General features: G+C 64.6%; 25 protein-coding genes. 12 read left to right on the top strand and 13 right to left on the bottom strand.

Annotated features, from left to right (window positions below; genetic code table 11):
* Positions 1 to 5 precede the first annotated feature (5 nt).
* Positions 6 to 911, bottom strand: a complete 906-nt coding sequence (locus BJA_RS02580; RefSeq protein ID WP_038965085.1) for a LysR family transcriptional regulator — start codon at positions 909 to 911, stop codon at positions 6 to 8.
* 102 nt (positions 912 to 1,013) lie between these two features.
* Between BJA_RS02580 and BJA_RS02575 the strand changes: the two genes are divergently transcribed.
* A complete protein-coding gene (locus BJA_RS02575) occupies positions 1,014 to 1,874 on the top strand; it encodes a sulfite exporter TauE/SafE family protein (protein WP_038965087.1) in 861 nt (286 codons plus the stop codon).
* A 303-nt stretch (positions 1,875 to 2,177) separates the two neighbouring features.
* On the opposite strand, the gene BJA_RS02570 is transcribed toward BJA_RS02575, so the two are convergent.
* Positions 2,178 to 3,707: a malonate--CoA ligase gene (locus BJA_RS02570; protein ID WP_011083340.1), complete on the bottom strand. Its 1,530-nt coding sequence runs from the start codon at positions 3,705 to 3,707 to the stop codon at positions 2,178 to 2,180.
* Positions 3,708 to 3,807: 100 nt separating this feature from the next.
* Between BJA_RS02570 and BJA_RS02565 the strand changes: the two genes are divergently transcribed.
* From BJA_RS02565 to BJA_RS02550, 4 genes are all read left to right on the top strand, one after another.
* Complete coding sequence (locus BJA_RS02565; RefSeq protein ID WP_011083339.1) at positions 3,808 to 4,569, top strand: SDR family oxidoreductase; 762 nt, start codon at positions 3,808 to 3,810, stop codon at positions 4,567 to 4,569.
* A gap of 313 nt (positions 4,570 to 4,882) precedes the next feature.
* Complete coding sequence (locus BJA_RS02560; RefSeq protein WP_011083338.1) at positions 4,883 to 5,437, top strand: fasciclin domain-containing protein; 555 nt, start codon at positions 4,883 to 4,885, stop codon at positions 5,435 to 5,437.
* A 182-nt stretch (positions 5,438 to 5,619) separates the two neighbouring features.
* Positions 5,620 to 6,249: a cytochrome b/b6 domain-containing protein gene (locus BJA_RS02555; protein ID WP_011083337.1), complete on the top strand. Its 630-nt coding sequence runs from the start codon at positions 5,620 to 5,622 to the stop codon at positions 6,247 to 6,249.
* Between the two features lie 12 nt (positions 6,250 to 6,261).
* Positions 6,262 to 7,044, top strand: coding sequence for a molybdopterin-binding protein (locus tag BJA_RS02550; RefSeq protein ID WP_011083336.1), 783 nt, complete (start codon positions 6,262 to 6,264; stop codon positions 7,042 to 7,044).
* Between the two features lie 99 nt (positions 7,045 to 7,143).
* Here BJA_RS02550 and BJA_RS02545 read toward each other — a convergent pair whose 3' ends face one another.
* Positions 7,144 to 8,331 carry a YbfB/YjiJ family MFS transporter gene (locus tag BJA_RS02545; RefSeq protein WP_038965084.1) on the bottom strand — a complete coding sequence of 396 codons (1,188 nt, stop codon included), beginning with the start codon at positions 8,329 to 8,331 and terminating at the stop codon, positions 7,144 to 7,146.
* A 240-nt stretch (positions 8,332 to 8,571) separates the two neighbouring features.
* Here BJA_RS02545 and leuB point away from each other — a divergent pair, with 240 nt between their 5' ends.
* Positions 8,572 to 9,684 (top strand): 3-isopropylmalate dehydrogenase, encoded by a 1,113-nt coding sequence (gene leuB / locus BJA_RS02540; protein ID WP_011083334.1) that lies wholly within the window; start codon positions 8,572 to 8,574, stop codon positions 9,682 to 9,684.
* A 117-nt stretch (positions 9,685 to 9,801) separates the two neighbouring features.
* Here leuB and BJA_RS02535 read toward each other — a convergent pair whose 3' ends face one another.
* On the bottom strand, positions 9,802 to 10,188 hold the full coding sequence (locus BJA_RS02535) for a hypothetical protein (protein ID WP_028174905.1): 387 nt from the start codon (positions 10,186 to 10,188) through the stop codon (positions 9,802 to 9,804).
* Positions 10,189 to 10,344: 156 nt separating this feature from the next.
* Entirely contained in the window at positions 10,345 to 11,124 is a 780-nt protein-coding gene (locus tag BJA_RS02530) for a hypothetical protein (RefSeq protein ID WP_011083333.1), read from the bottom strand.
* 116 nt (positions 11,125 to 11,240) lie between these two features.
* Between BJA_RS02530 and BJA_RS02525 the strand changes: the two genes are divergently transcribed.
* A complete protein-coding gene (locus BJA_RS02525; RefSeq protein WP_011083332.1) occupies positions 11,241 to 12,275 on the top strand; it encodes an aspartate-semialdehyde dehydrogenase in 1,035 nt (344 codons plus the stop codon).
* Between the two features lie 239 nt (positions 12,276 to 12,514).
* On the opposite strand, the gene BJA_RS02520 is transcribed toward BJA_RS02525, so the two are convergent.
* Positions 12,515 to 13,159, bottom strand: coding sequence for a carbonic anhydrase (locus BJA_RS02520; protein ID WP_011083331.1), 645 nt, complete (start codon positions 13,157 to 13,159; stop codon positions 12,515 to 12,517).
* 111 nt (positions 13,160 to 13,270) lie between these two features.
* Here BJA_RS02520 and BJA_RS02515 point away from each other — a divergent pair, with 111 nt between their 5' ends.
* Complete coding sequence (locus tag BJA_RS02515; protein ID WP_011083330.1) at positions 13,271 to 14,152, top strand: HpcH/HpaI aldolase/citrate lyase family protein; 882 nt, start codon at positions 13,271 to 13,273, stop codon at positions 14,150 to 14,152.
* 3 nt (positions 14,153 to 14,155) lie between these two features.
* On the top strand, positions 14,156 to 14,815 hold the full coding sequence (locus BJA_RS02510) for an HAD family hydrolase (RefSeq protein WP_011083329.1): 660 nt from the start codon (positions 14,156 to 14,158) through the stop codon (positions 14,813 to 14,815).
* A 22-nt stretch (positions 14,816 to 14,837) separates the two neighbouring features.
* Here BJA_RS02510 and BJA_RS02505 read toward each other — a convergent pair whose 3' ends face one another.
* From BJA_RS02505 to BJA_RS02490, 4 genes are all read right to left on the bottom strand, one after another.
* On the bottom strand, positions 14,838 to 15,257 hold the full coding sequence (locus BJA_RS02505; RefSeq protein WP_038965082.1) for a hypothetical protein: 420 nt from the start codon (positions 15,255 to 15,257) through the stop codon (positions 14,838 to 14,840).
* 242 nt (positions 15,258 to 15,499) lie between these two features.
* Positions 15,500 to 16,285: a hypothetical protein gene (locus BJA_RS02500; RefSeq protein ID WP_011083327.1), complete on the bottom strand. Its 786-nt coding sequence runs from the start codon at positions 16,283 to 16,285 to the stop codon at positions 15,500 to 15,502.
* Positions 16,286 to 16,366: 81 nt separating this feature from the next.
* The gene (gene leuD / locus BJA_RS02495; RefSeq protein ID WP_011083326.1) at positions 16,367 to 16,972 is read right to left on the bottom strand and encodes a 3-isopropylmalate dehydratase small subunit; all 606 of its coding nucleotides are present in this window, start codon (positions 16,970 to 16,972) and stop codon (positions 16,367 to 16,369) included.
* A gap of 81 nt (positions 16,973 to 17,053) precedes the next feature.
* Complete coding sequence (locus BJA_RS02490) at positions 17,054 to 17,452, bottom strand: metallopeptidase family protein (RefSeq protein ID WP_038965074.1); 399 nt, start codon at positions 17,450 to 17,452, stop codon at positions 17,054 to 17,056.
* A gap of 172 nt (positions 17,453 to 17,624) precedes the next feature.
* On the opposite strand from BJA_RS02490, the gene BJA_RS02485 reads away from it, so the two are divergent.
* On the top strand, positions 17,625 to 17,915 hold the full coding sequence (locus tag BJA_RS02485) for a hypothetical protein (protein WP_038965073.1): 291 nt from the start codon (positions 17,625 to 17,627) through the stop codon (positions 17,913 to 17,915).
* Positions 17,916 to 17,922: 7 nt separating this feature from the next.
* Here the strand turns inward: BJA_RS02485 and BJA_RS02480 are convergent, their stop codons facing one another.
* Positions 17,923 to 18,132, bottom strand: coding sequence for a hypothetical protein (locus BJA_RS02480; RefSeq protein ID WP_162494188.1), 210 nt, complete (start codon positions 18,130 to 18,132; stop codon positions 17,923 to 17,925).
* A 226-nt stretch (positions 18,133 to 18,358) separates the two neighbouring features.
* On the opposite strand from BJA_RS02480, the gene BJA_RS02475 reads away from it, so the two are divergent.
* The gene (locus tag BJA_RS02475; protein ID WP_236842167.1) at positions 18,359 to 18,640 is read left to right on the top strand and encodes a hypothetical protein; all 282 of its coding nucleotides are present in this window, start codon (positions 18,359 to 18,361) and stop codon (positions 18,638 to 18,640) included.
* Between the two features lie 4 nt (positions 18,641 to 18,644).
* On the opposite strand, the gene BJA_RS02470 is transcribed toward BJA_RS02475, so the two are convergent.
* On the bottom strand, positions 18,645 to 18,944 hold the full coding sequence (locus BJA_RS02470) for a DUF1330 domain-containing protein (protein ID WP_038965080.1): 300 nt from the start codon (positions 18,942 to 18,944) through the stop codon (positions 18,645 to 18,647).
* Between the two features lie 186 nt (positions 18,945 to 19,130).
* Between BJA_RS02470 and BJA_RS02465 the strand changes: the two genes are divergently transcribed.
* Positions 19,131 to 19,664, top strand: a complete 534-nt coding sequence (locus BJA_RS02465) for a hypothetical protein (protein WP_011083320.1) — start codon at positions 19,131 to 19,133, stop codon at positions 19,662 to 19,664.
* A 116-nt stretch (positions 19,665 to 19,780) separates the two neighbouring features.
* Here BJA_RS02465 and BJA_RS02460 read toward each other — a convergent pair whose 3' ends face one another.
* Complete coding sequence (locus BJA_RS02460; protein ID WP_028174890.1) at positions 19,781 to 19,990, bottom strand: hypothetical protein; 210 nt, start codon at positions 19,988 to 19,990, stop codon at positions 19,781 to 19,783.
* Between the last annotated feature and the right edge of the window lie 94 nt (positions 19,991 to 20,084).

Below are 20,084 nucleotides of genomic sequence, written 5' to 3'. Positions count from 1 at the left end.
AGGAATCAGCGTCCGAGGGGATCGCTGCCGCGCCATCGCTCGACCAGGAAATCGATGAATGCACGAATCTTCGCCGACCCCAGGCGCGACGGCTGATAGAGCGCGTGGAGCGGAGCCGGAGCAGGTTCATGCTCACGCAACAGACGACGCAGGCGCCCCTCGGCAAGTTGCCTTTCCACCTGCCATGACGGCACGCGGACGATGCCGGCGCCGTTCTCCGCGGCGCTGGCGAGCGCGTCGAGACTGTTGACCCAGAGCCGTCCCGCTATCCTGATTCGCGATCCGCCCTTCGCGTCGCGGCCGAATCGCCAGGTCGCTGCACCCGGCGCATCGGAGAACACCAGGCAATCATGCCGCGGCAGATCGGACGGGCTCTGCGGCTCGCCGCGGCGCGCGAGGTAGCCAGGCGAGGCGCAATGGATCATCTGCACCTCCGCGAGTTTCCGCGTCACGAGCTGGGAATCGGGAATGCGCCCGACGCGAAGCGCCAGATGGACGTCCTCCTCGATCAGGTTGACGTTGCGATCGACCAGCAGCAGATCGACTGACAGCGAGGGACAGGCGTGCAGAAAGTCGCCCAGCAGCGGTGCGATCAGCAGGCGCCCCATCAATGTCGGCGCACTCACGCGCAGGCGCCCCGACGGCTCGCGGCGGCTTCCCGCCAGCGCCTCCTCGATCTCCTTGACCTCGCCGAGGATCGACTTGGCGCGCTCGTAGAGCATGCGGCCGTCGTCCGTGAGCGCCAGCTGCCGCGTCGTACGCACCAGCAGGCGCGTGCCGAAATGCTGTTCGAGCGCCGAAATCTGTCGGCTCACTGCCGTCAGCGAGCTCGGCAACGACCGCGCCGCCGCGGACAGGCTGCCGCTGTCGACAGCCCGGACAAAGGTCGCCATCGCCGCGAGCTGGTCCATGGCCATCCTTCCGTTTTCAGCAAGATAGTCTATCCAGCTTCGCCGATAGTCGCGCAATGCGAAAGGGTCTATCCCTGTCGTTGAGAACAGGCTTTGGACGTGCTGATGGCGGGACTTGATATCAAGGAGATCGTGGAGCTCGCGTTGCTGCTGATCGCAACGGGTGCGCTCTCGGGATTTCTGGCCGGTGTGTTCGGGATCGGCGGCGGCGCGATTCTCGTGCCGGTGTTCTACGAATGCTTCCGCATCGCCGGCGTGCCGCTCGAGGTGCGCATGCCGCTCTGCGTCGGCACCTCGCTTGCGGTGATCATCCCGACCTCGATTCGCTCGTTCCAGGCGCATTACAAGCGCGGCGCCGTCGACATGGCGATCCTGCGCGTCTGGTGGCTGCCGATCGTGATCGGCGTCGTCGCCGGCAGCGTGGTCGCGCGCCACGCGCCGGAGCGGCTGTTCAAGATCGTGTTCGTCTGCGTCGCCTGGTCGGCCGCCGTGCGGCTGATCTTCGCGCGCGAAACCTGGAAGCTCGGCGACGATCTGCCGAAAGGTCCGGTGATGCGGATCTACGGCTTCTGCGTCGGCATCCTGTCGACGCTGATGGGCATCGGCGGCGGCTTGTTCTCGAACCTGCTGATGACCTTCTACGGCCGGCCGATCCATCAGGCGGTCGCGACGTCGTCGGCGCTCGCGGTACTGATCTCGATCCCCGGCGCGCTCGGCTACATCTATGCCGGCTGGCCGGCGGCGGCGAGCTACCCGGCCGTCGCAGCGCTGCAAGTCCCGTTCGCGCTCGGCTACGTCTCGCTGATCGGGGCCGTGCTGGTAATGCCGATGAGCCTCGTCACCGCGCCGCTCGGCGTGAGAGCCGCGCATGCGATGTCGAAGCGAACGCTGGAGACCGCGTTCGGGTGTTACCTGTTCATCGTCGGCAGCCGGTTTGTGGTGAGTCTGGTGGGCGGGCAGTAGACGCCACGAGCTCCGTCATTGCGAGCGCAGCGAAGCAATCCAGAATCTCTCCGCGGCGGCAGTCTGGATTGCTTCGCTGCGCTCGCAATGACGTTGTTGAGAGAGCGCGCTATGCCAACTCCAACGTCGTCCTGGACAAGCTCGCGCAGCGAGCGCCGATCCGGGACCCATTACCCCAAGGAGTGGTTTGGCGAAGACTCGTGATTGCCAGCTTCGTGCCGCAACTTCTCCCTGGGGTAATGGGTCCTGGCTTTCGCCAGGACGACAGCGAGAGTGCGGTGCGGTTTTGGAGCAACGCGATGTCTATTTCTTCGCGTAGATATCCTTGTAGGTATCCCGCAGCACGTTCTTCTGCACCTTGCCCATGGTGTTGCGCGGCAGCTCGTCGACCACGAAGACGCGCTTCGGCATCTTGAATTTGGCGAGCCGGCCGTCGAGTGCTTTCAGCACGGAGGCTTCGCTGACCTCGGCACCCTTGTTGCAGACCAGCACGGCGGTGACGCCCTCGCCGAAATCGGCATGCGGCACGCCGATCACGGCGGACTCGACCACGCCGGGCATCGCGTCGATCTCGCTCTCGATTTCCTTCGGATAGACGTTGAAGCCGCCGGAGATCACGAGATCCTTGCCGCGGCCGAGGATGTGGACGTAGCCCTTGCCGTCGATCTTGCCGAGGTCGCCGGTGATGAAGAAGCCGTCGGGCCGGAATTCCGCCTTGGTCTTCTCCGGCATGCGCCAGTAGCCCTTGAACACGTTCGGGCCCTTGACCTCGATCATGCCGATCTCCTCGCGCGGCAGCTCCTTGCCGGTCTCGGGGTCGGTCACGCGCAGGGAGACGCCGGGGAGGGGAAAACCGACCGCGCCGGGCACGCGCTCGCCGTCATAGGGGTTCGACGTGTTCATGTTGGTCTCGGTCATGCCGTAACGCTCGAGCACGGCATGTCCGGTGCGCGCCGACCATTCGCGATGGGTTTCGGCGAGCAGCGGCGCCGAGCCCGAAATGAACAGCCGCATGTGCCTGGTGGTCTCGCGCGACAGCGCGGCATTTTGCAGGAGGCGGGTGTAGAAGGTCGGCACGCCCATCAGCACGGTGGCGCGCGCCATCAGCTTGATGATCAGGTCAGGGTCGAGCTTCGGCAGGAAGATCATCGACGCCCGCGAAAACAGCGTCACGTTGGTCGCCACGAACAGACCGTGCGTATGGTAGATCGGCAGCGCGTGGATCAGCACGTCCTTGTCGGTGAAGCGCCAGTAGCCGACGAGCGAGAGCGAGTTCGACGCGAGATTATCGTGGGTGAGCATCGCCCCCTTGGAGCGGCCGGTGGTGCCCGACGTGTAGAGGATCGCGGCCAGATCGTCGTTTTCGCGCGGCACCGTCGTAAACGCGCTGCTCGCCTTGTCGGCGGCCTCCGTCAGAGAGCCCTTGCCGTCGGGGCCGAGCGTCTCGACCCCGGCCTTCACCTTCGCGGCGATCGGGGCGAGGCCCTCGGCCTTGGAGGGATCGCAGACCACCAGCGACGGCTCGGCGTCGCCGATGAAGTAATCGAGCTCGTTGAGCGTATAGGCGGTGTTCAGCGGCAGGTAGACCGCGCCGGCCCGCACCGTGGCGAGATAAAGCACGATGTTCGCGACCGATTTCTCGACCTGCACCGCGACGCGGTCGCCAGGCTTCACGCCGCGCGCGACCAGCACGTTCGCCATTTGCCCGGCCCGCGCGATCAGATCGCCATAGCTGATACGGGCGCCGTCATGCGTCTCGATCGCGAGGCGTTTGGGATCGTCCAGGCCGTCGAACAGGCGGGAAAACAGGTTGGCGTTGGCAGCTCGGTTCATGCAAGATTTCCTCGACCGCAAGGCTTGTAAGACAAGGTCGGTCAAAACCGAGGGCTGGATTAGCAAAAACCGCCCCGATGAAGCAACGGAGACAGTTTGCATGACCAAAAATGGGAAACGCGTGGCCTGGGTCACGGGCGGCGGCAGCGGTATCGGGGAGGCCGGCGCCGAGGCGTTAGCCGCCGACGGCTGGACGGTGGTGGTCTCGGGCCGCCGCAAGGATGCCCTGGATACCGTAGTTGCCAAGATCATCGGGGCGGGCGGGGCGGCCGAGGCCATTGCACTGGACGTGTCCAACGCGGCCGAGGCCCAGAAGGCGGCCGATCAGATCGTCGCCAAGCACGGCCGTATCGATCTCCTGGTCAACAATGCCGGCATCAATGTCCCGAAGCGAAGCTGGAAGGACATGGAACTGGAGGGCTGGGACAAGCTGGTCCAGGTCAACCTTAACGGCGTGCTCTATTGCATGCGCGCGGTGCTGCCGACGATGCGCAAGCAAAAGGACGGCGCGATCATCAACGTCTCGTCCTGGGCCGGCCGGCACGTTTCGAAGATGCCGGGTCCTGCCTACACCACGACCAAGCACGCGGTGCTGGCGCTGACCCATTCCTTCAACATGGACGAATGCGTCAACGGCCTGCGCGCCTGTTGCCTGATGCCGGGTGAGGTCGCGACGCCGATCCTGAAGCAGCGCCCGGTGGTGCCGAGCGAGGAGGAGCAGGCCAGGATGCTGCAATCCGAAGATCTCGGCCGCACCATCGCCTTCATCGCATCGATGCCGGCGCGAGTCTGCATCAACGAGCTCCTGATCAGCCCGACGCATAATCGCGGGTTCATCCAGACGCCGAACAACAGGGATTGAGTCTTGTAGGGTGGGCAAAGCGAAGCGTGCCACCATGCCTATCGCAATCGAGCGCGAGATGGTGGGCACGGCGCAAGCACGCCTTTGCCCACCCTACGGCTCCTGAGATGTGTGGTGCGCCCGCTCACACACGAACGTCCCCGCACATAGTTTCACGCATCACAAAGAATTTTTCCTCGAAACCACTTCGCCAACCCTCCCGTAGTTCGGTCCAACGACGCGCTGCTGCTTCACGAAAAACTGCCGCAGCCGCCGTTGTTGCCCAACTCAAGCACCGGCCATTGCCGGTCTCAATTCAATCGGGAGACCCTCCATGTCGAAGCGTATTGCCTATCTCGCTGCCGCCGCCTTCAGCGCCCTCGCCATCACCGCGACCGTCGTCGCGCCCGCTCGCGCTGAGGAGAAGACCGTCATGGTCGGCGGCGCCGCAATGTTCCCGTCCAAGAACATCGTCCAGAACGCGGTCAACTCCAAGGACCACACCACGCTGGTGGCGGCGGTGAAGGCGGCCGGTCTCGTGCCGACGCTGGAAAGCAAGGGTCCGTTCACGGTGTTCGCGCCGACCAACGCGGCCTTCGGCAAGCTGCCGGCCGGCACCGTCGACAATCTGGTCAAGCCCGAGAACAAGGCGACGCTGACCAAGATCCTCACCTACCATGTCGTGCCCGGCAAGCTCGAAGCCTCTGACCTCACCGACGGCAAGAAGCTGAAGACCGCCGAAGGCGAGGAGCTGACGGTGAAGAAGATGGACGGCAAGACCTGGATCGTCGACGCCAAGGGCGGCACCTCGATGGTGACGATCTCCAACGTCAACCAGTCGAACGGCGTGATCCATGTGGTCGACACCGTGCTGATGCCGGCGACGTAACACCGCGGCGTCCTGTTTCATCCCCGACAGGGTGCTTTGAGACGGCGAGCCGGGGGCACCCGGCTCGCATTTTTGTGACCAGCATAGCCTGCCGGCATCGACTCGATGTCGTGCGCAGGCGTAACGAAAGCGGACGCATCGGCGTATATTCGGTGTCACACGACGTTCAGGACGGAACCACCATGGCGAGCCTTACAGTCACCGACGAGCAGGTCCGGTCCAGCCCGGCCAAAGTGATCCAGCCGGCCTGGGTCCGCCTCATGCATTGGATCAACGCTCTTGCCATGATCCTGATGATCCTGTCGGGCTGGCAGATCTACAACGCCTCGCCGCTGTTCGGTTTCAGTTTCCCGCGCGAGTACACGCTTGGCGGCTGGCTCGGCGGCGGCCTGCTCTGGCATTTTGCGGCGATGTGGCTGTTGATGATCAACGGCCTTGCCTATCTCGTCACCGGCTTCGCCACCGGCCGCTTCCGGAAAAAACTGCTGCCGATCACCCCGTCCGGCGTGCTCCACGACGTCAGGGCGGCGCTGACCTTCAAGCTCGGCCATGACGATCTCACCGTCTACAATTACGTGCAGCGACTGCTCTATGCCGGCATCATCGTCGTCGGCGTGCTGATCGTGCTCTCCGGCCTTGGAATGTGGAAGCCGGTGCAGCTGCATTGGCTCGTCACCCTGTTCGGCGATTATCCGACCGCGCGCTACGTGCACTTCTTCTGCATGGCCGCGATCTGCGCCTTCCTCGTCATTCACGTCCTGCTCGCGCTGCTGGTGCCGAAGAGCCTGCGCGCGATGATCATCGGGCGATAAGGGAGAATAGCGATGGCCAAGCGTTCATTCCTGATCCCCGGCGTTGACAAGCGGTTGCTCATCAAGGACGCCATCAAGACGATGCCGGATTTTACCCGTCGCCGCTTCATCGCGGGCGGCGCCAGCCTCGGCGCGCTGACGCTGCTGACCGGCTGCGACGTCGTGGACTCGTCCTCGGCCGATACGCTGCTGGCGCAGGTCTCGAAGTTCAACGACGCCGTGCAGGCCTTCATCTTCAATCCCGACGCGCTGGCGCCGACCTTCCCCGAGAGCGCGATCACGAAGCCGTTTCCATTCAACGCCTATTACGATCTCGACGACGCGCCCGAGGTTTCGGCCGCCGACTGGAAGCTCGAAGTGCGCGGCCTCGTCGACAACAAGAAGTCCTGGACGCTGGACGAGCTCTACAAGTTGCCGCAGGTCACGCAGATCACGCGTCACATCTGCGTCGAGGGCTGGAGCGCGATCGGCAGCTGGACCGGCACGCCCTTGCGCGATTTCCTCAAGCTGATCGGCGCCGACACGCGCGCCAAATATGTCTGGTTCCAGTGCGCCGACAAGGACGGCTACAACTCGCCTCTCGACATGCGCAGCGCGCTGCATCCGCAGACCCAGATGACGTTCAAATATGCCAACGAGATTTTGCCGCGCGCCTACGGCTTCCCGATGAAGATCCGCGTGCCGACCAAGCTCGGCTTCAAGAACCCGAAATACGTGATCTCGATGGAAGTCACCAACGACTACAAGGGCGGCTACTGGGAAGACCAGGGGTACAATTCGTTCAGCGGGAGCTGATTGAGGCAGTCATTCCGGGGCTCGCGAAGCGAGAACCCGGAATCTCGTGCCACAATCTCTGGATTCCGGGTTCGCGCTACGCGCGCCCCGGAATGACGGCTATGAAGACCCCACCTTCCGCTGGCACAGCGCCGCCACCGCGCCCAACGCCAGCAGCGCCGCCGAGACGTTCAGCGCGTAACTCAGGCTGCCCAGCGCATCCGTGATGGCGCCGACCACGATCGGCCCCAGCGTCTGGCCGACGCCGAACGAGATCGTCATCGCCGCGATCGCGGTCGGCCATACCTCGGGCGGATAGTTGAAGCGGACGAAGGCCGTGGTCGAGCCGACCACCGCGAAGAAGGCGACGCCGAACACGACCGCCGAGACCGCGAGCCACGCCGGCGAATGCCCCAGCATCGGCAAGGCTGCGCCGAGCGCGTTGGTGCCGAGGATGATGGCGGTGGCAAGCCCGCCGCGATCGAGCGCGAGGACGCCGCGCCAGACCCACGGCGTGACGAAGGCACTGAGGCCGATCAGGCTCCAGAACGCCGCCTGCGCCGCGGCTCCGCCACCGCCGTCGCGCACATAGGCGATCATGAAGGTCATGTAGGCGATGTAGCCGGCGCCGAACAGGAAGTAGCCGGCCAGGTAGATCAGCACGGGGAGAATCGCGAACGAGGCGTGGCTGCCTTCGGTGAAACGCACGCGGCTCTCGATGCGGACCAGGAACAGCGGGACGGTCATCGCGGCCGAGAGCAGCGTCATCGCCCACCACACCAGCCACCACGAGCCCGGCCCGAAATGCTGGAGCGTGAACGGTGCGATCAGCCCCGAGGCGAGAATGCCGATGCCGGGGCCGGCATAGAACAGGCTGAGCAGGAAATTCGCCCGCGCGGGCTGCGACTGCGCGATCGAAGCGGCCAGCGCGCCGCCGGCGACGAATCCGGCCGCGGCACCCAGGCCCAGCACCAGGCGTGCAAGGCTCAGCGCGACGAAATTCCCGGTCAGTGCGCAGGTGGCGAGGGCGGCGACGCAGGCGAGGGTTCCGCCGCGGATTGCCGCCGACCAGCCGACGCGCTGGATCAGCCGGGACGCCACCAGCGCGCCTACGAGGTAGCCGACGGCGTTGATGGTGTTCATGAAACCGGCCGCCGAGTAGGACCAGCCGAGGGTCTCCCGCATGTCGGGCAGCACCAGCGCATAGGCAAAGCGGCCGATGCCGAGCCCGACGGTCGCTGCCAGCGACAGGATCAGGATCAGCCGCGCGGGGTGCGCGTCGGGCGGGGGGCGGTCAGGCGCGTGCAAGGGGGTACTCCGGCGTCCCGCACTGTGGCAGGCCCTGCCGGTCTTGCACAGCCGCGGCGCGGCAATGGTGTCTTGCCAAGCGCGCAACGCCGCTCTAGCACTCCGGCCGGCCGTCATTCCGGGGCGCACGCGAAGCGGGCGAGCCCGGAATCCATAACCCCGGCTGGTGGTTATGGATTCCCCGCCCGCGCCAAGAGGCGCGTCCCGGAATGACGAGAGAGGATCGAGAAGGAAACGACCATGGCGACCCACAAACTGCTGCTGCTCCCCGGCGACGGTATCGGCCCCGAGGTGATGGGCGAGGTGAAGCGGCTGATCGACTGGCTCAATTCGGCCGGGATCGCCAAATTCGAGACCGACACCGGCCTCGTCGGCGGCTCCGCCTATGACGCGCACAAGGTGTCGATCTCCGAGGGCGACATGGCCAAGGCGCTGGCCGCCGACGCCATCATCTTCGGCGCGGTCGGTGGTCCCAAGTGGGATGCCGTTCCCTACGAGGTGCGCCCCGAAGCCGGCCTGCTGCGCCTGCGCAAGGATCTCGGCCTGTTCGCCAATCTCCGCCCCGCGGTGTGCTACCCCGCGCTGGCCGATGCCTCGAGCCTGAAGCGCGAGGCGGTCGAGGGCCTCGACATCATGATCGTGCGCGAGCTCACCGGCGGCGTCTATTTCGGCGAGCCCAAGACCATCACCGATCTCGGCAACGGCCAGAAGCGCGCCATCGATACCCAGGTCTACGACACCTATGAGATCGAGCGCATCGCCCGCGTCGCCTTCGACCTTGCCAAGAAGCGCAAGAACAAGGTGACGTCGATGGAGAAGCGCAACGTCATGAAATCGGGCGTGCTCTGGAACGAGGTCGTGACCCAGGTCCACAAGCGCGAATATCCCGACGTCACGCTCGAGCATCAGCTCGCCGATTCCGGCGGCATGATGCTGGTGAAGTGGCCGAAGCAGTTCGACGTCATCGTCACGGACAATCTGTTCGGCGACATGCTGTCCGACATCGCGGCGATGCTGACCGGCTCGCTTGGCATGCTGCCCTCGGCCTCGCTCGGCGAGGTCGACGTCAAGAGCAAGAAGCGCAAGGCGCTGTACGAGCCCGTGCACGGCTCGGCGCCCGACATCGCCGGCAAGGGGCTCGCCAATCCGATCGCGATGATCTCGTCGTTCGGCATGGCGCTGCGCTACTCCTTCGACATGGGCGCGCTCGCCGACAAGGTCGATGCCGCGATCGCCGCCGTGCTGGCCAGCGGCCTGCGCACCGCCGACATCAAGTCGGAAGGCACCACGGCCGCCTCGACCACGCAGATGGGCGAAGCGATCCTGAAGGAATTGCAGAAGCTGCACGCGTAAGCGGCAAGTGCCGTCATTCCGGGTCTGGTGCTTGCGCACCATCCCGGAATGACGGTGCGAGAAAACAAAAATGGCCGGGCGTGAGCCCGGCCATTTGATTCGGTGCCTGCGTCCGCCTCAGTACAGCGGGAAGTTCTGCGGATAGCCGCCGACATCGGACGGCGGGGACAGCGGCTGGCGATCGATCGGGCGGTTGAGGTTCTCGCGGGCGAAGGACGGATAGCCCACCGCCGGCGGGAAGGCGTAGTCGGAGAACTTGCGATCGCCCGGATTGACCTCGGTGCCGCCGTCGAGCCAGGAGCGCTTGCTCACATAGATGCGGGTGCGTCCCTGCTGATAGACCGTGTTGGGGCCGCTCGGGCCGTAAACGGGCCGGCCGCGATCGTCATAGCGCTGCTTGGTCCTGGTGTCGGCCGAAGCCGGTGCCGCGAAGACCATGGCAATCGCGGCGCCCGCCGCAAGCAACGTCGCCAATTTGTTCGCGGCAGAAAATTTCGAGCTCATCACGTCCCCTTCAGGCGGCAAGCCGCCAGTCGATTTCGACCCATACTAGCCCGGTCGGGGTGGCCGCAACTAGGTCTATTGGGTCACACCAGGGCGGAATAATCGTGCGCGCCGGCAAAAGTTGCATGAATACCAGCCACTTGAGCTTGATGCCGGTCAAAGCGCCCCGCGCAATTGCGCGTTCGCGGCGCCCAGCAGCCAGTCCGGCGAGCCCTGGGGGGCGCAACCTCTGCGCTTGAGCTCGGCACGGGCGAACAATTCCGCCAGCTTCGGCTCGTTGCCCGAGGTGAGCAGCGTCAGCCGGTTCAGCGTGCAGGCGATGGCCGCGCGCTGGGCGGGCAGCGTCTCGCCCTGGCAGGAGAAGCCGGAGATCTGGAGCGCCGGCTCCTCGCTGCGCTTGAGATAGCCAAGGCACGCCTGCGCCGTGCCGGTCGGCCGGTACAGGGCGACCGGGCCGAATTTCGTGTCGATCAGGCCGGCCTGCTCGAGCGGGGCGGCCGCACCAAGTCCCATCTGGACGGCCAGGTCTGCTGTGGCCGGGCGCGCCACGTCGAATTCGCCGCCTTCCCGGTAAATATCGAGCTCGGCGACGGGCCGGTCTGCCTCGCCAGTCCAGCGCATCACGTCCCGGCGGCCACCTTCGGGATGTCGTAGGATGGTATAAGTGGCTGTTTTATCTGATGAATTTAGCCGGCTGATGGCGAAGGCCGGATGCGAGTGGTCGGTCACGCTCCAGCCCGGCTTCAGCGCCGGATCGTCGTCGCGCAGGCTCGGGAGCTGACCCAAGGCCGCAAGGCCCAGGATGGCAAACAGCACCAGCGTCCCCACATAGGCGAACAGGCGCGCCAGCGTGCCGACGACCTCGTCGGCGAAATTGGCGAGCGCCAGATGGATCTGGGTGGGAGTTGCGGCCGTGCCGGCCTCAGGCGACTGCATCCATGGCCTTCAGGCATGGTCCAACGTTGTCTTGAGGCCGGTTCTCGCATAGAAGCGCTGCTCTTCCTGTTTAAGCGTCAGCTTCGGGAACGGGCTTTTTCATCGGAGAGTGAACGATGGGTTACAAAGTCGCAGTCGTCGGCGCGACCGGCAATGTCGGACGGGAAATGCTCAACATCCTCGATGAGCGCAAATTCCCCGCGGACGAGGTCGTGGCCCTCGCGTCACGCCGCAGCGTCGGCGTCGAGGTCTCCTATGGCGACCGCACCCTGAAGGTCAAAGCGCTCGAGCACTACGACTTCTCCGACGTCGACATCTGCCTGATGTCGGCGGGCGGCTCGGTGTCGAAGGAATGGTCGCCGAAGATCGGCGCCGCCGGCACGGTCGTGATCGACAATTCCTCGGCCTGGCGCATGGACCCGGACGTGCCGCTGATCGTGCCCGAGGTGAACGCGGATGCGGCCGCGGGCTTCAAGACGAAGAACATCATCGCCAACCCGAACTGCTCGACGGCGCAGCTCGTGGTCGCGCTGAAGCCGCTGCACGACAAGGCGACAATCAAGCGCGTCGTGGTCTCCACCTATCAATCGGTGTCGGGCGCCGGCAAGGATGCGATGGACGAATTGTTCTCGCAGACCAAGGCCGTCTACACCAACAGCGAGATCGTCAATAAGAAGTTTCCCGCGCGCATCGCCTTCAACATCATTCCCCAGATCGACGTCTTCATGGAGGACGGCTACACCAAGGAAGAGTGGAAGATGATGATGGAGACCAAGAAGATTCTTGATCCCAAGATCAAGCTCTCCGCGACCTGCGTGCGCGTGCCTGTCTTCGTCGGCCACTCCGAGGCCGTCAACATCGAGTTCGAGAACCCGATCAGCGCCGACGAAGCGCGCAACATCCTGCGCACAGCGCCGGGCTGCCTCGTCATCGACAAGCATGAGCCCGGCGGCTACGCCACGCCGTATGAAGCCGCCGGCGAGGACGCGACCTATATCAGCCGCATCCGCGAGGACGCGACAGTGGAGAACGGCCTCGTGCTGTGGTGCGTGTCCGACAATTTGCGCAAGGGCGCCGCGCTCAACGCGATCCAGATCGCCGAAGTGCTGATCAACCGCAAGCTGATCAGCGCGAAGAAGAAGGCGGCGTAAGCCTTCGCCCACGCCTCTCGTCGTCCCGGACAAGCGCGCCAAAAGCGCGCGCAGATCCGGGACCCATAACCACCGGCCCGCATTGTTGCGCGAGCTGGCAACAACGAGTCTTCGCCAAACAACTTCCTGTGGCTATGGGTCCCGGATCGGCGCTCCGCTCTGGACAACGCTGCGCGTTGCCAAGAGCTCCGCTTGTCCGGGACGACGATCTCGTTTGATGCGCCAGTTTACGAGATCGACTACGCCGCGTCCTTGACGCTGCGGAATTCCTTCGCGACCTTGTCCAGCACGAACAGCGATCCCTCGGCGACGCCGAAATAGGCGCCGTGGGTCTGCATCTGGCCGGCATCGACCGCCTTCTGCACGAACGGGAAGGTCATCAGGTTTTCCAGGCTGCGGAACACCGCGGCCTTTTCGATGCGCTCGACGAATTGCGCCATCGATTCGTGGTCGCGCTGCTCGACCACTTCGCCGGGCTTGATGAACATCTGCATCCATTTGCCGATGAAGTCGCCGGGGGTGAGCGGCTCGATCTTGTCGACGAAGGCGCGGATGCCGCCGCATTGCGCGTGCCCGAGCACCACGATGTGCTTCACCTTCAGCACCGTCACGGCATATTCGAGCGCGGCCGAGACGCCGTGCGCGTTGCCGTCGGGCTGATACACCGGCACCAGGTTGGCGATGTTGCGGACGACGAACAATTCACCCGGGCCGACGTCGAAGATCACCTCGGGCGAGACGCGGCTGTCGCAGCAGCCGATCACCATCACTTCCGGGAACTGCCCCTTCACCGACAGCTCGCGATAGCGGGTCTGCTCGGTCGGCAGCCGCTGGGTGGCGAAGGCTTGGTAGCCTTCCAGCAAATGCTTCGGGAATGTGACCATGGCCTATGCCTAACCATATACCGCAGGGGCGAACAAGCCTTTCGAATAGGCATGCCAGATGCTATCGGCTCAGGTCAGAAGAGATATGAGGAAACCGGAAGGACCATTCGCATGACCCGCCCGCGCCGCAGCCATCTGTTCATGCCCGGCTCGAACCCCCGCGCGCTGGAGAAGGCGCGGAATCTGGCCGCCGACGGCCTGATCCTCGATCTCGAGGATTCCGTCGCCCCTGACGCTAAGGCAGCGGCACGCGACGGAATCGCCGCCGCGATCGCGGCCAAGGGGTTCGGCAAGCGCGAGATCCTGATCCGGACCAACGGTCTCGATACGCCCTGGTGGGCCGATGACGTCGCGATGGCGGCCAAGGCATCGCCTGACGGCATCCTGGTTCCAAAAGTTTCAAGCGTCGAAGATCTCGACGCGATCGGCCGCCGCCTCGCCGAGCTCGGCGCCGCGCCGACCGTGAAGGTCTGGGCCATGATCGAGACCGCGCGCGCCGTGCTCCATGCCGAGGAGCTGGCCGCCGCCGGGCGCAATCCAACGAGCCGCCTCTCCGGTTTCGTGTTCGGCCCGAACGACATCTCGCGCGAGACGCGCATCAAGATGCTGCCCGGCCGCGCCGCGATGATCCCGATGATCACCCACTGCATCCTGGCGACGCGCGCCCACGGCCTCGAAATCCTCGACGGCCCCTACAGCGACATCAACAATTCCGACGGTTTCGCCACCGAATGCGCGCAGGGCCGCGACCTCGGCTTCGACGGCAAGACGCTGATCCACCCCTCGCAGATCGAAGCCTGCAACGCGATCTTCACGCCGCCGGAAGAAGAAGTCGCGCGCGCGCGAAAAATCATCGCGGCGTTCGAATTGCCCGAGAACGTCTCGCGCGGCGCGATCCGCCTCGACGGGGCGATGGTCGAGCGGCTGCATGCCGACATGGCGCGGCGCACGATCGCGATTGCGGACGCGATCGCGGCGATGGGGAAGGGCTGAGGTGTGTCCCCGGCCCGTTCCGTCTTTCTGGATCTCGACGGTACGCTGGTCGATTCGCAGCCGGGCATTGCAGCAAGCTGCTCGGCAGCATTGCGTGTGCTCGGGCATGATCCCGGTAAGGCGCCCGATATAGCGATCGGGCCACCACTCGAAGACATCTTGCGGACGTTGCTGCAGGCATATGGCGACGACCGGATCGACGAAGCCGTTGTCGCCTATCGTCAGCACTATGGTGAAAGCGGCTTGCTCGGAAGCGAGCCCTATCCTGGAATCAGCGGAGCGCTCCAGGAATTGCGGCAAGCCGGATTGAGGATCTACCTCGCCACATCGAAGCGTGAAGTCTTCGCGCGACGGATCCTGGAGAACCTGAATTTAGCGGCGTATTTCGACGGCATCCACGGCTCGGTGCCGGGCGGCAAGCTCGATCATAAGCCGGAGTTGCTTGCCCATATCCTGTCTGAATGCGGTATCGCCGCCTCGCACAGCATCATGATCGGCGACCGCCACCACGACATCGCCGGCGCTCACGCGGTCAAGATGCGCGGCCTTGGCGTGCTCTGGGGTTATGGCAACCGGGATGAGCTGGAGGCGGCCGGCGCAGATCAATTGGTGGAGCGGCCAGCTGATCTCGCACGCACGGTTCTGTCGATGTTGATCGGATAATTTCCGTCGCAATCCGCGCCGCTCAGCGCGGCGCGAGATCGGCGCGGTCGAGCGATTCCAGCGTCGCGGCATTGCCGCAATAACCGTGGTAGTTCTCCGCGGCGGTGCCGTCGGCGAGATCGCGGTCGCACTGTCCCTTGTGACCGCAGAGCGAGCAGACCCGCTCCATGTCGCGCAGCAGCAGCGGCTGCGCGCGTCCGAGCCCTTCCGCGCTGATGCCGAGCTGCTCCAGCATCTTGGGCAGCTCATCGGCGGCGTGCTTGCCATGGCGGACCAGCTCTTCGAGATCATCAGGCGCGATCCTGAGATCGCTCGCGATCCGGTCGAAATCGGCGCGGTCGAGCTGCCGCATTTCGTTCATCTCGCGGCGATGCTTCAGCCAGCTCGCAAAGGAGTCGATGAGATCCTGAACGATGGGATAAGGCCTGCTTGCGGTGCTCATGCGAGGCTCCTCTTGGGGTCGTGAAATTGGAACCAGATTAGGCACAATGATGCAGGAGCGCGTTGCGCTGGATCAAACAGGAAGAGCGGGCTGCGAGGTGGTCGACCTCTCCCGCTTGCGGGAGAGGTCGGCGCGAAGCGCCGGGTGAGGGCTTTCTCCTCTTGGGGGGCTCGCCTGCGGAGACACCCTCTCCCCAACCCTCTCCCGCAAGCGGGAGAGGGAGCGCACTTCCTGCGCGACAGCTAGCCGAACCGCTCCGCCGCCCAGGCATACAGGCTGCCCGGGATCGGTTTTTCGCTACCGCGCCCCTTGGGCGAAATGTGCAGGCCGATGATCTCGGGGTTGGTGACGAGGCCGAGATAGCTCGAGGGATCAAAGAACAATTTTGGCTCGGCATGCACGGCGTAGAACGACTGCTTCGGCAGCGCGTTCTGCAATTCACCCGTGCGACGCGCCAGCGCGGTCAGCGCCGCGGGCCCGAAGATCGCAACGCGAATATCGGAGAGGCGGTTCGAGCCGCCGCGCAGGCGGCGCATCATGAAGGTGATGCGATGGCGCACCGACAGCCAGTTCGGCGTCAGCTCCTCCTGCTCCATCAGCTCCTCGAAAGCGGCAACGATGCCGTGCCCGGGCGGCAGGTAGATCACGGAATTGCCGAGCTGGCGCGGCCGCTCCCAGGCGAAGTAGGGCTTTGCCGGATCGATCTCGACAGGCCTTAGGAGCAGCACGTCGGCGTCGAGCCAGAGGCCGAGGCCTTTCGCCATCAGCTTCATGCGGAAGAAGTCGCTGAATTGAAGCGTGGTCCAGTCGCGCCAGCTTCCGTCGGGTTGCGGCGGCCGCAAGCGCTCTGAGAATGCGTGCGGGAGGATCGCTTCGGCCTCGGCATTCTCGATGCCTGCCGGCAGGCCGGGAATGGTGTCGAAACTGTAGACCGTGACCTTGTGGCCGGCCGCAAGTTGCGAGCGCAGACAGGTCTGGCGCAGGGCGTCCATCGGGCCGTGCCAGAAGGTGACGATGTCGGGCAGCATGCGCGGAAGCTATAGGGGATAATCAGGGCAAAGAAAAAGCCCCGGCGCAATCAGCACCGGGGCTTGAACCGGATATCGAGATCACGCCCAGGCGCGTTCGCGCTTGAGCTTGTCCTCGTAGGTGTCGATCGAGGCCTTCTTCTCCATGGTGAGACCGATGTCGTCGAGGCCGTTGATCAGGCAGTGCTTGCGGAACGGGTCGATCTCGAACTTGACCTTGCCGCCGTCAGGGCCGCGGATCTCCTGGTTCGGCAGGTCGATCGTCAGCGTCGCGTTGGCGCCGCGCTCGGCGTCGTCGAACAGCTTGTCGAGGTCTTCCTGGGAGACGCGGATCGGCAGAATGCCGTTCTTGAAGCAGTTGTTGTAGAAGATGTCGCCGAACGAGGTCGAGATCACGCAGCGGATGCCGAAGTCGAGCAGCGCCCAGGGCGCATGCTCGCGGCTCGAGCCGCAGCCGAAATTGTCGCCGGCGACCAGCACCTTGGTGTTGCGATAGGCGGGCTGGTTGAGGACGAAATCAGGGTTCTCGCTGCCGTCGTCCTTGTAGCGCTGCTCGGAGAAGAGCCCCTTGCCAAGGCCGGTACGCTTGATGGTCTTGAGGTACTGCTTCGGAATGATCATGTCGGTGTCGACATTGATGATCTTCAGCGGCGCCGCGACGCCTTCCAGCGTGGTGAACTTGTCCATGGTTGCGCTTTCCCGGGTGGTTCTAGGGGAACAGGTATTTATCGCGATCGGGGGCCGAATCCTAGGCCGAATTCGGCAGATCTAGTCTGCTTTGGCCTCGATCGCCGCCATATCGTCGTCCGAGAGGCCGAAATGATGGCCAATCTCGTGGATCAGGACGTGGCGGACGATATGGCCGAGGCTCTCGTCGTGCTCGGCCCAGTAGTCCAGGATCGGCCGGCGGTAGAGCCAGACCATGTTGGGCAGCCGCGCCACATCGCCAAAACTCTGCTGGGGCAGGCCGACGCCCTGGAACAGGCCGAGCAGGTCGAACTCGCTCTCGCACTCCATCTCGTCCATGACGTCCTCGGTCGGGAAGTCGTCGACGCGCAGGATCACGCCCTCGCAGAGGCCGCGGAACTCCGCTGGCAGGCGCTCGAAGATGTCGTGTGCCGTCGCTTCCATCTCGGCCAGCGAGGGCGCTTTCAATTCCGTCCACATGAGACCCTCATAGCGCGGGTTCCGCGGCGTTGCATCCCGCTTTATAGGATCGGGCCAAGAAGGAGCGTTGACGCCGCGCGCGAAAACGGGGAGCGTACGGCGCATCAAGGGGTTGGCTCAGGTCAGTGGTGGTGCGATGCGGGCGGGAACAGCAGTTCTGGTTCTACTGTGCATGGGGTTGTTTTCGACTTTTTTTGTCGGCGGCGGAGCCAATGCTCAGACGCGGACGGCCGCCCCTGAAATCCGACTGGCTCAGGCCGTCTCGCCCGACGCGCCGCCGCCACGCAGGCGCCCTCCGGCGCGCCTGCGTGTCACGCCCTATTACAGCCCGGACGGCGTCTATCCGCGGTACAATCCCGGTCCCGATGCGGTCCGCGAGTGCAACGCGACCTATGTGCAGGAATACCGGCCCAGCGGCACGGTGATCGTGCCGCATATGAGCTGCTACTGGCGCCGAGGCTGACGCGCCCTCAATTGCCGCGGAGCGCGCCGATCAGGCCGGCGCCGACGACAGCTGCGGACGCGCCATAGACCAGGATCGTCATCACGAGCTGAGTCAGCGGGCTTGCCGCGCCGGCCTCGACGCCCGGTCCCTGCGCGGCAATCGCCGAGCTCGCACCGAGTGCAAGGCTCGCTGCGATCACGAGGCGAGATATCCGCAATCCGCTGGAATTCGGCATGACCATCTCCTGCATTCGCTCGACCAGAAGATACGTTCGTCGCTGACGGCCGGTTTTGGCAGCGCCTGAAATGTTGCGCCGGGACTCAGGAACTTGTCGCGCCCTCTGCATTCATGTCCGGGGCGCGTTCATCCATAGCCTATTCAGTCTCAAGGCTCTAGGGTCCGGCCCTAATCCTTGTGTCGTAACGCCTGGTCAGCGCGTGCACCGCAAGAACGAAGCCCGCATGCTGGGCGCGGAGGTCGTCATGACGCGATGGATTGCATTGGCCGTTATCGTTGGGCTCGCCGCCGCCATGCCTTGCGCTTCCGCGGTGCAGAGAATGACGAAGCCGGATGCCTCGGCGGGGATCGCGGTTTTTGATGCGCGACGACACGCGCGACATGACGACATTGCGCGGCACTCTGCGTCCCGTGATCCGCGCTACTACGCGCGGCCTGTCTACTACCGTCCCTATCCCTACGGTGTGCCCGCTCCCTTTGTGCTCGGTTTCGGACCGTGGTGGTGACGCGCTAGCCGGCAGGCGCAAATCCCTTCACCAGCAGCACGGTCGCCTGCGCGCCCGCCTTGCGATCGCGCGAGATGTCCTCGTAGTCGGCTGAGTTGGAGAAGGCAACAAACGCGGCTTCGTCGGGAAACGACATCATGACAAGTTTGTCATAGGGCCAGGTGCCTTCGAGCACGCGGGGCTGTTCGTCGGCCGCGAGAAGCCGCCCGCTGTACTTCCTGAACACATCGAAGAACCGCGCCTGGTAGCGGTCATAGGCCGCGCGGTCCGTCATCTTCAATTGCGCGATCGCGTAGACAGTCATTGCAAGAATTCCTCCCATCGCGGCACTGCGCCGCGGCGCGTTGCCCGCAACATCGTTCATTCATGACGCGTTCACGTCGCTGTCCCTAATTTAATCTTGGGAGCGACCGCGAATGAACAGCCAAATGAGCAGCGGTGGCGCGAGGCGCTGCGCCGCAATGCCGCTGTCCAGGTTCAGGAGAATTCGATGCTGAGGATTCTGGGTGTTGGGACAGGCTCGATACGCTTGCTCGGGCTGGCGGCCGTTGCCACGCTGATGCTGTCGGCCGGGACGGCGCGCCGCGCCGAGGCGATGACTCCAATCAATCCGGCGGCGTTGCCGGCAGCGAAGGCCGCAAGCGACGACCTCGTTACGCAGGTTCGCCACGGCGGCGGGGGACATGGTGGTGGCGGACATTTTCACGGCAGCGGCGGTGGCTTCCGCGGTGGCGGAGGACATTTTGGCGGCTTCCATGGCGGCGGCTTCCGTGCCGCGCCGGCCTTTCACGGCGGCGGCATTCGCTACGGCGGAATCCACCACTATGGCGGCTATCATCGCTACGGAATCTATCGCCCGCACTACGGCTATCGCCACTTCCACCGGCGCTATTATTACGGCGGCTACTATCCCTACTACCACTATCCGCGCCGCTGCCGGATCATCTGGACCTATTACGGCCCGCGCCGCATCTGCCGCTGGCACCATTGGCATCGCTGGCACTATCCGTACCGCTATTGGTGATGTGAGTTAGCGCCGTCATTCCGGGATGGCGCGTCAGCGCCAGACCCGGAATCTCGAGATTCCGGGTTCGCCCTATGGGCGCCCCGGAATGACTGCGGATAGTGGCGCTCTTTGATTCAGAGCCAATCCTTCAGCTTCCACGACGAAGCTTTCCACCGCATCAGGTTCTCGAGCTTCCACTGCTTGAACATCGCCGGCGGCCAGCGGCTGAGCTTTGAGGTCTCCTCGACCTCCGGCTTGGCGACGATGCGCAAGGGTGTCGCGCGCCGCCGGTGCTGGCGGGTCGCCTCGCTGATCAGATCGACATATTCAGGCTTGTTGGCCATCAGGCGTGTCCTCGCGAAGTCGTCGCGAGGACGCAGTGTCGGCGCTGGCGATTAACGGCGGTTTGCCGCTTTAGCTCAAATTGCGGGGAGCGGC

The sequence above is a fragment of the Bradyrhizobium diazoefficiens USDA 110 genome (genome assembly GCF_000011365.1).
GTDB classification, from domain to species: domain Bacteria; phylum Pseudomonadota; class Alphaproteobacteria; order Rhizobiales; family Xanthobacteraceae; genus Bradyrhizobium; species Bradyrhizobium diazoefficiens.
The sequence above is the reverse complement of the archived record's forward strand: the minus strand, read 5'-3'. Positions and strand labels throughout refer to the sequence as shown.

Coding starts and splice junctions, on each gene's coding strand:
- BJA_RS02485 (WP_038965073.1), top strand. CDS start 17,625: ATGGGGTTGTTTTCGACTTTTTTTGTCGGCGGCGGAGCCAATGCTCAG.
- BJA_RS02565 (WP_011083339.1), top strand. CDS start 3,808: ATGACCAAAAATGGGAAACGCGTGGCCTGGGTCACGGGCGGCGGCAGC.
- BJA_RS02535 (WP_028174905.1), bottom strand. CDS start 10,188: ATGAGCTCGAAATTTTCTGCCGCGAACAAATTGGCGACGTTGCTTGCG.
- leuB (WP_011083334.1), top strand. CDS start 8,572: ATGGCGACCCACAAACTGCTGCTGCTCCCCGGCGACGGTATCGGCCCC.
- BJA_RS02525 (WP_011083332.1), top strand. CDS start 11,241: ATGGGTTACAAAGTCGCAGTCGTCGGCGCGACCGGCAATGTCGGACGG.
- leuD (WP_011083326.1), bottom strand. CDS start 16,972: ATGGACAAGTTCACCACGCTGGAAGGCGTCGCGGCGCCGCTGAAGATC.
- BJA_RS02505 (WP_038965082.1), bottom strand. CDS start 15,257: ATGAGCACCGCAAGCAGGCCTTATCCCATCGTTCAGGATCTCATCGAC.
- BJA_RS02475 (WP_236842167.1), top strand. CDS start 18,359: ATGCTGGGCGCGGAGGTCGTCATGACGCGATGGATTGCATTGGCCGTT.
- BJA_RS02460 (WP_028174890.1), bottom strand. CDS start 19,990: ATGGCCAACAAGCCTGAATATGTCGATCTGATCAGCGAGGCGACCCGC.
- BJA_RS02580 (WP_038965085.1), bottom strand. CDS start 911: ATGGACCAGCTCGCGGCGATGGCGACCTTTGTCCGGGCTGTCGACAGC.
- BJA_RS02560 (WP_011083338.1), top strand. CDS start 4,883: ATGTCGAAGCGTATTGCCTATCTCGCTGCCGCCGCCTTCAGCGCCCTC.
- BJA_RS02515 (WP_011083330.1), top strand. CDS start 13,271: ATGACCCGCCCGCGCCGCAGCCATCTGTTCATGCCCGGCTCGAACCCC.
- BJA_RS02530 (WP_011083333.1), bottom strand. CDS start 11,124: ATGCAGTCGCCTGAGGCCGGCACGGCCGCAACTCCCACCCAGATCCAT.
- BJA_RS02550 (WP_011083336.1), top strand. CDS start 6,262: ATGGCCAAGCGTTCATTCCTGATCCCCGGCGTTGACAAGCGGTTGCTC.
- BJA_RS02480 (WP_162494188.1), bottom strand. CDS start 18,132: ATGCCGAATTCCAGCGGATTGCGGATATCTCGCCTCGTGATCGCAGCG.
- BJA_RS02520 (WP_011083331.1), bottom strand. CDS start 13,159: ATGGTCACATTCCCGAAGCATTTGCTGGAAGGCTACCAAGCCTTCGCC.
- BJA_RS02500 (WP_011083327.1), bottom strand. CDS start 16,285: ATGCTGCCCGACATCGTCACCTTCTGGCACGGCCCGATGGACGCCCTG.
- BJA_RS02470 (WP_038965080.1), bottom strand. CDS start 18,944: ATGACTGTCTACGCGATCGCGCAATTGAAGATGACGGACCGCGCGGCC.
- BJA_RS02555 (WP_011083337.1), top strand. CDS start 5,620: ATGGCGAGCCTTACAGTCACCGACGAGCAGGTCCGGTCCAGCCCGGCC.
- BJA_RS02465 (WP_011083320.1), top strand. CDS start 19,131: ATGCTGAGGATTCTGGGTGTTGGGACAGGCTCGATACGCTTGCTCGGG.
- BJA_RS02570 (WP_011083340.1), bottom strand. CDS start 3,707: ATGAACCGAGCTGCCAACGCCAACCTGTTTTCCCGCCTGTTCGACGGC.
- BJA_RS02490 (WP_038965074.1), bottom strand. CDS start 17,452: ATGTGGACGGAATTGAAAGCGCCCTCGCTGGCCGAGATGGAAGCGACG.